The sequence below is a fragment of the Daejeonella sp. genome (assembly GCF_046590655.1).
In the GTDB taxonomy this organism is placed as follows: Bacteria; Bacteroidota; Bacteroidia; order Sphingobacteriales; family Sphingobacteriaceae; genus Daejeonella.
Genome location: NZ_JBKJUM010000036.1, coordinates 38437 through 44775, shown reverse-complemented (window position 1 = coordinate 44775; position 6339 = coordinate 38437). Strand labels below are relative to the sequence as shown.

Below are 6339 nucleotides of genomic sequence, written 5' to 3'. Positions count from 1 at the left end.
TCAATTTTGCTAATTACGTTTTGTCCTTAACAGGTGTAATTTGATCTTCCCTTTGTATTTCCTCGATAACCTTTGAATCTTTTCTTCTTAGTCTGAGGAAAGACATTGGGCTTTTAGTAGGCCTTTCGTCGCCAAGCAATACACCCCATTGTTTAAACATTTCTGCACGGTCAAATATGATTTTTAAGACAGCTATCATCGGCAGAGCAAGGAACATTCCTGAAACACCCACCAGACTCCCACCGATAAACACACCGAGGATGGCTGCAAATGCATTGATCCTAACTTTAGAACCGACTATCCTGGGCATCAATATGTTATTGTCGAGAAACTGAACAAACGCTATAACTCCAAGAACAATAAAAATTGGGCTTACTTCCTGGGACGAAGTTAGAGTAAGAAGGACCCCGATTAGGTTTCCAACCAGTGCCCCCACATAAGGAATAAGGTTCAGTACAGCGAAAATCGCACCAATCAAAAGAGCATGCTCGATTCCAAAGAGCATCAATATCCCGCCTAATAGTATCGTAATATAAGATATCTGGATAAACAATCCAATAAGATAACTTTTAATAATTACCTCCGTTTCTTTCATCACCTCCTCAACTTTCTTATGCTGACTTGTTTCAAACCAAATAAAAATAAAACGCAGCAAGAGGTTCTTGTAAAAAAGAAAAAGATAAATATAGATTGGTACTAAACCCATAAATATAAAAACTGAACCTAGTGAACCTGCGGCCCCGCTGACCATAGCACCGGCGTTTGTGAGCATTTTAGAGCTTTGTACTTGTAAAAATTTAACTTGTTCCTGTGTGCTGATGTCAGTTTTTTGATTAATCCAGTCGCTGAGGCTTTTCAAATGAATAGAAACATTCCTTTGAATTGATGGAAAATCGGCCACCAGCCTGCTCACCTGCGAGGAGAAAAACCACACAATAAGGCCAATGAAAATGGCAACCATCAAAATGGGAAGGAGGATGGCCAGAACTTCCGGGAATTTTAACCTGCGTAAATAACGATATATAGGAAGAAGCATTATACTGAGAAAAAATGCCATTAGTACGGGCATTATTATTCCTTTTCCTAACACGAGCAGCGCGCCCAATAGACAAAGACCGAGCAGTTCAATTGATCTTCTTACGGTTAGAGGTAAATCTTTCATAAATTATTTCGCTAATCTTTGAACATGTCAGTTACAATTAAGTTTGAGCAAATATATTGCTTAGGCTCGGGACGTTATTCTCTTGTTTAAAACTTTTTCGTCGATATAAACATAGTATGAAGCGACAAATGAAATCACGCAATATTTGGGTTTGGAAATTGTAAATCTTGTGCTACATTTGCTTCGCTTTAGGTTTCCGATTTCACAATCGGAATTAAAAGGGAACCGGGTTAGAATCCCGGACAGTCCCGCTGCTGTGTTCTCCCCAACGGTTATCCAATCTAATGGTCACTGTCCGCAAGGCGGATGGGAAGGCCGGATAAACCGGGAGTAAGTCAGAAGACCTGCCATTGCATAACAATTCATAGCTTTCGGGGATTGAAGCTTGAGTGGCATTGGTGTACAACAGGGCCATTTCTGTATTTCTTCATAATCTGTTTGCTGTGGGATAAACAAACTCACAACAAAATGAAAAGAACAAACCTATTTATCATGGCAGGCCTTGGGCTTGTACCATCACTATTGCTTTATAGCCATTCATTTGCTCAGGACAGGAGTCCTGAAACTATCGGCGAAATAGTTGTAACCGCGAGTCGTTCTCCCAAAAAAATCTCAGAAATCGGTAAAGTTGTAAGGGTAATTACTTCGGAAACCCTGAGTAAGAGCCAGGGACGTACACTCTCTGAAATCCTTAACAACGTTGCCGGAATTACCATAGGTGGAAACGGAAACAATCCGGGGGACGTCAAGGCGGTTTATATGCGCGGCGCCTCTGCTGCCAACACGCTAATTCTAATTGACGGAATCCCTGTAAACGATGCTTCAGAAATTACCGGCGAATACAATATTTCTGCTATTCCAGTAGATCAGGTTGAACGGGTTGAGATTTTAAAGGGAGGGAATTCTACCTTATATGGCTCTGATGCAGTTGCAGGGGTAATTAATATCATCACAAAAAAAGGACTTGGTAAAATCGCCGCAACCTTGCTGGCCACGGGTGGGAGTTATGATACTTTTAAGCAAGTATTAGGCTTGACCGGTGATATTGGCGCAACTTCAGTATCCATCAACGCCTCAAACCTGGATTCAAAAGCATTTTCGACGGCAGCTCCGGGAAAGGGTGAAACAAATTTCGATCGGGATGGCTTCCATCAAAAATCGATTTCTTTAAATATTGAACAGGATCTGAGTAGTAAATTTAGTTTGAGAGGAAACTTTCAGGGCAATAATAATCAGGCGGATCTGGATAATGGCGCCTTTGCAGATGCTAAAAATTACACTTATAGTAAGACCGCATTTTTGGCAGGATTTGGAGGTCAATATATAATGGATAAAAGCACATTGGGCTTTAATATAAGTCAGAACAATGTGGACAACAGTTACAATAACAAAGGATCCAGGACCAATAATGGCGGAAAAATCACTCATCTGGAAACTAACTTGAATTATGCTTTCAACCGATTTATTGATATGGCTAGCGGTGTTAGCTACCGTTTCTCTAAAACTGACCAATATAATTCATTTAGTCCGCCATTATTTGCTGATAACAACATTAAAAGCTTGTTTACATCTCTATTTATCCGATCGAATACGGGATTACAGGCAGAATTAGGAGGCCGGGTGAATGATCACAGCCAGTATGGAAGCAATTTTACCTACACAATAAATCCATCCTATTTAATTTCGGACAGATACAAGCTTTTTATTAATCTTTCATCGGCTTACAGGGTACCGTCGTTATATCAATTATTCTCCCAATATGGTAATCTTAGTCTGGAGCCTGAAACTTCAGTAACATATGAAGCAGGTTTCGACTTCACTTTTACTGATAAACTTAATCTTGCATTGTCCTATTTCAAACGCGATGTTGATAACGTTATCGACTTTGGACAAGTTCGGCCTGGCATATTCGGTTATATCAATCAAAACAATCAAAAAGATAATGGATTTGAAGTTGAGCTAGGGTTCAAACCCACTTCCCGGGTTAATCTCAATGCTTTCTATGCCCATGTAAATGGTGAAGTTACAACACCCACCAATCAAATCTTTAATCTGTTCAGGCGCCCTAAAGATTCTTTTGGTTTAAATGCCGGTGTTGATGTAAGCCAGAAATTTAGCTTTAATTTGATCTATAAATTTACCGGAGACCGGAAAGACCGCTATTTTGATAGTACTACATTCAAAACGGTGACTGCAGATATGGAATCCTACAACATGGTGGATCTCTATGCGCAATATAAGGCATCTTCAAGGCTTAGCTTTTTCACAGATGTTAAGAATATGCTGGATGAGAAATATATTGACATTAGCGGTTATAATACGAAGGGGCTTAATTTCAATGCTGGATTTAGGTTGGATTTCAGGTAGAATTAACTTGAAGTTTATCTTCGCATAAAACACATCCATATGAAGAAAAGGGCAGTGGTCCTAACCGGCGCCGGCATTTCAGCAGAAAGCGGATTAAATACCTTTCGGGATGCAGGTGGACTTTGGGAAGGACATAGTGTTTATGACGTTGCAACCCCGGAAGCCTGGGAACGCAATCCTGAACTTGTGCAGCAATTTTATAATGAGCGTCGTAAATCTGTCCTTGTGGCGGTGCCGAACGCGGGCCACCAAGCTCTTGTTAAGCTCGAGGAAAAGTACGATGTTACAATAATCACCCAGAATATTGATGACCTGCATGAGCGTGCGGGCTCGTCTGACATTTTACATCTGCATGGTATAATCACCCGGTCGCAGTCAACCAGAAGGCCGGAACTTACTTATGAAATTCCGGGATGGGAGTTACAAATGGGAGAGAGGTGCGAACTTGGAACTCAATTGAGGCCCCATGTGGTGTGGTTTGGAGAAGCTGTGCCAATGATAGAAAAGGCGGCAGAAATCTGTCAGGAAGCTGATATTTTTATTATTATCGGTACTTCCTTACAGGTTTATCCTGCCGCAGGACTAATTGATGTGGTTCCGAAAACCGCTTTAAAATTTATAATTGATCTAAATGAATCATTGGCTTCGCGCGATGTAGAGAGAATAACTGAACCCGCCTCAATTGGAGTGCCCAGGCTTGTCGACCGACTATTAAACTCTGGTGCATAAAAAAGCCCGTCTCCAAATTACTGGGACGGGCTTTTTTAATTTTTGAAGTTATGCTTTCGCAAGTAACGGAAACCGCTTTGCTAAAAGATAAAATCCTCCAAATAGTACTGCGGAGTAAACAAGATTTCCAAATAGCATATTCCTGAAGAAAGGTAACGCTGCAGTGTAGGAAGCCATTATCCCTTCGAAGCTACGCGGGTATAATGTTACCGGGTAAAAGAATGAGAAATTCGTAATGAAGTAAAATACCGAAGCGCTTATGAAAGAAGCAAGGATCACGTTCATCGTATTTACTTTATTTCTGATTAAGAAACCACAGGCAACCATAGCTATAAAACCAGTGTAAACGAGCAAACTAAATCCATTCTTGAGAAATAAAAGGTCTGCAAGTGCCATCGCTGCCAGGGGCATGATAAATGCCAAACGCTTGTCATTGAATTGAGCACCTGCAAAAATTGCCAGGGCACCAACTGCTGTAAAATTCCAAGTGTGATCAAACACTAATGGGAGGGCACGGCTAAAGGCTGCAAGAACAACCATTAGAGTTAAAACGATAAAGCGTGTAGATTCCATTTTCATGCTCAAAAATAATAAAAATATTAACTGTTTCGAAGCCAAATCGATTATATAATTTTGATGTAAATTGCATTAATTTGGCAATATCAGGGTACAAAATAATATTTTGTTTTCAATTATATTAATTTGTATGTCAGTAACTTAATATAATTTATATAATTTAAAAGTTCAGTAAATGTTGTTTTTTATAAGATAAACGGTCTTTGAAACAGAATTATATTTTGTTTACTTGATTTATCTACTATTAATCAGCTACTTACAGCTTTAGAACTTAGCGCAAATTATCAAATATTTAATTTGAGATTCCTCCCCGGCGTAGTCATGATATCTCTATTTGAGAACATATCCTTGCGAGCTAAGCGGGGAATGCTCCAGCTTAATAATAGACTATTTCGTCGTAAACTCTCGCAAGTACGCTTTACTGAATTGTATCATTTTACCCTTTAACCCTCGTGCCTTTTAAATGCCCCGTTAAAATCTGCTCTCATCAGTTCAAAACGCTTAGACACACTGTCCATAAATTCAGTATCCAGAATCTGAAATATACCATTGACGCCATCAGAAATATCAAGCTCCGACAGCTTATAAATCTGCTCGAAAATACCTTTCTCTAATTTGATGATATACTTCTGATTCATCGAAAAGATTGTGATTTTACAGTCGGGATGAGGTAGTTCAGCTATTACTCGCATGGCGGGGTTGTTATTGGTTGTTGGTTGCCTGCCTCCCGGCAGGCTGGTTAGTTGTGGGTTCTTGATTCTTGATTGAAAGAGGGTTTTTGCCATTTAATGAGCCAGAGCTTGAAAGGATCCGGAAGCGGGCAAACATTTCTTCACTGTACCAGTCTTCCTGGCGTGTTTTTCGGATAACTTCACCGTGTTCTTTGGAACTATAGGCAAAAGCTTTCATACTCTCTACGTTTTCCCAAATAGAAAAGGTTGCCTGGCGAAAGAAAGGTGCCTCTCCAATTCCCACAGATGTGATATACCCGGGTGAGGAATCCATAATACTGGCAACAGGTTGAACATTGCTCCAAAAGCCTTTAAGCTTGCTTAGACGAATAGTTGCACGTGTAAGCACACCAATTGGTCCGCTAAAAGTATTGTCCGGTGCGGGCTTGCCGAAGGGCTCCTTTTTATCCCATTTGCCATGGCTGGCTATAGGTACTGCAAAAATCGTCCATTTCTCGTAAGCCAATGAATTCCACCATGCCTGGATAAATGTGCTATTTTCAAAAGCTTCCTTACTATCCCATACGGCAAGTAATGCCCATTGCTGCCAATCGGGGTTAAGGTCAAATGTTCCATTTCTTCCGCAACCCATTAATTTCCAAAAGGAACATTTCTTGTCGAAGCAGAGCGGAATTCTGTGAATTGCCATCGCAAGCAAAGCAAAAGGGATCAAAAATGGCTTATACCTTACAATTGTTAAAGTGACGATCATTTTGATCTATAAAGTTTTCGTTAATTGCACCCAAAGTTAAATTATCATAATCCATTCTTTAG

Annotated in this window: 6 protein-coding genes and 1 riboswitch; of the genes, 2 read left to right on the top strand and 4 right to left on the bottom strand. The window is 40.1% G+C overall.

Translation table 11 applies throughout. From position 1 onward, the window contains the following. Positions 1-13: 13 nt before the first annotated feature. Positions 14-1162, bottom strand: a complete 1149-nt coding sequence (locus ACLL8Z_RS03960; protein ID WP_411273460.1) for an AI-2E family transporter — start codon at positions 1160-1162, stop codon at positions 14-16. A gap of 173 nt (positions 1163-1335) precedes the next feature. Next, positions 1336-1529, top strand: a riboswitch (cobalamin riboswitch). Positions 1530-1630: 101 nt separating this feature from the next. Between ACLL8Z_RS03960 and ACLL8Z_RS03955 the strand changes: the two genes are divergently transcribed. Beyond that, positions 1631-3529, top strand: a complete 1899-nt coding sequence (locus ACLL8Z_RS03955) for a TonB-dependent receptor plug domain-containing protein (protein WP_411273459.1) — start codon at positions 1631-1633, stop codon at positions 3527-3529. 39 nt (positions 3530-3568) lie between these two features. Continuing rightward, complete coding sequence (locus tag ACLL8Z_RS03950; RefSeq protein WP_411273458.1) at positions 3569-4258, top strand: SIR2 family NAD-dependent protein deacylase; 690 nt, start codon at positions 3569-3571, stop codon at positions 4256-4258. A gap of 48 nt (positions 4259-4306) precedes the next feature. Here ACLL8Z_RS03950 and ACLL8Z_RS03945 read toward each other — a convergent pair whose 3' ends face one another. The 3 genes from ACLL8Z_RS03945 to ACLL8Z_RS03935 all read right to left on the bottom strand — a co-directional run bounded on the left by ACLL8Z_RS03945 (position 4307) and on the right by ACLL8Z_RS03935 (position 6277). Continuing rightward, complete coding sequence (locus tag ACLL8Z_RS03945; protein ID WP_411273457.1) at positions 4307-4837, bottom strand: DUF6580 family putative transport protein; 531 nt, start codon at positions 4835-4837, stop codon at positions 4307-4309. 440 nt (positions 4838-5277) lie between these two features. Next, on the bottom strand, positions 5278-5526 hold the full coding sequence (locus tag ACLL8Z_RS03940) for a hypothetical protein (RefSeq protein ID WP_411273456.1): 249 nt from the start codon (positions 5524-5526) through the stop codon (positions 5278-5280). A gap of 10 nt (positions 5527-5536) precedes the next feature. After that, entirely contained in the window at positions 5537-6277 is a 741-nt protein-coding gene (locus ACLL8Z_RS03935) for a DUF3291 domain-containing protein (protein WP_411273455.1), read from the bottom strand. Positions 6278-6339 lie beyond the last annotated feature (62 nt).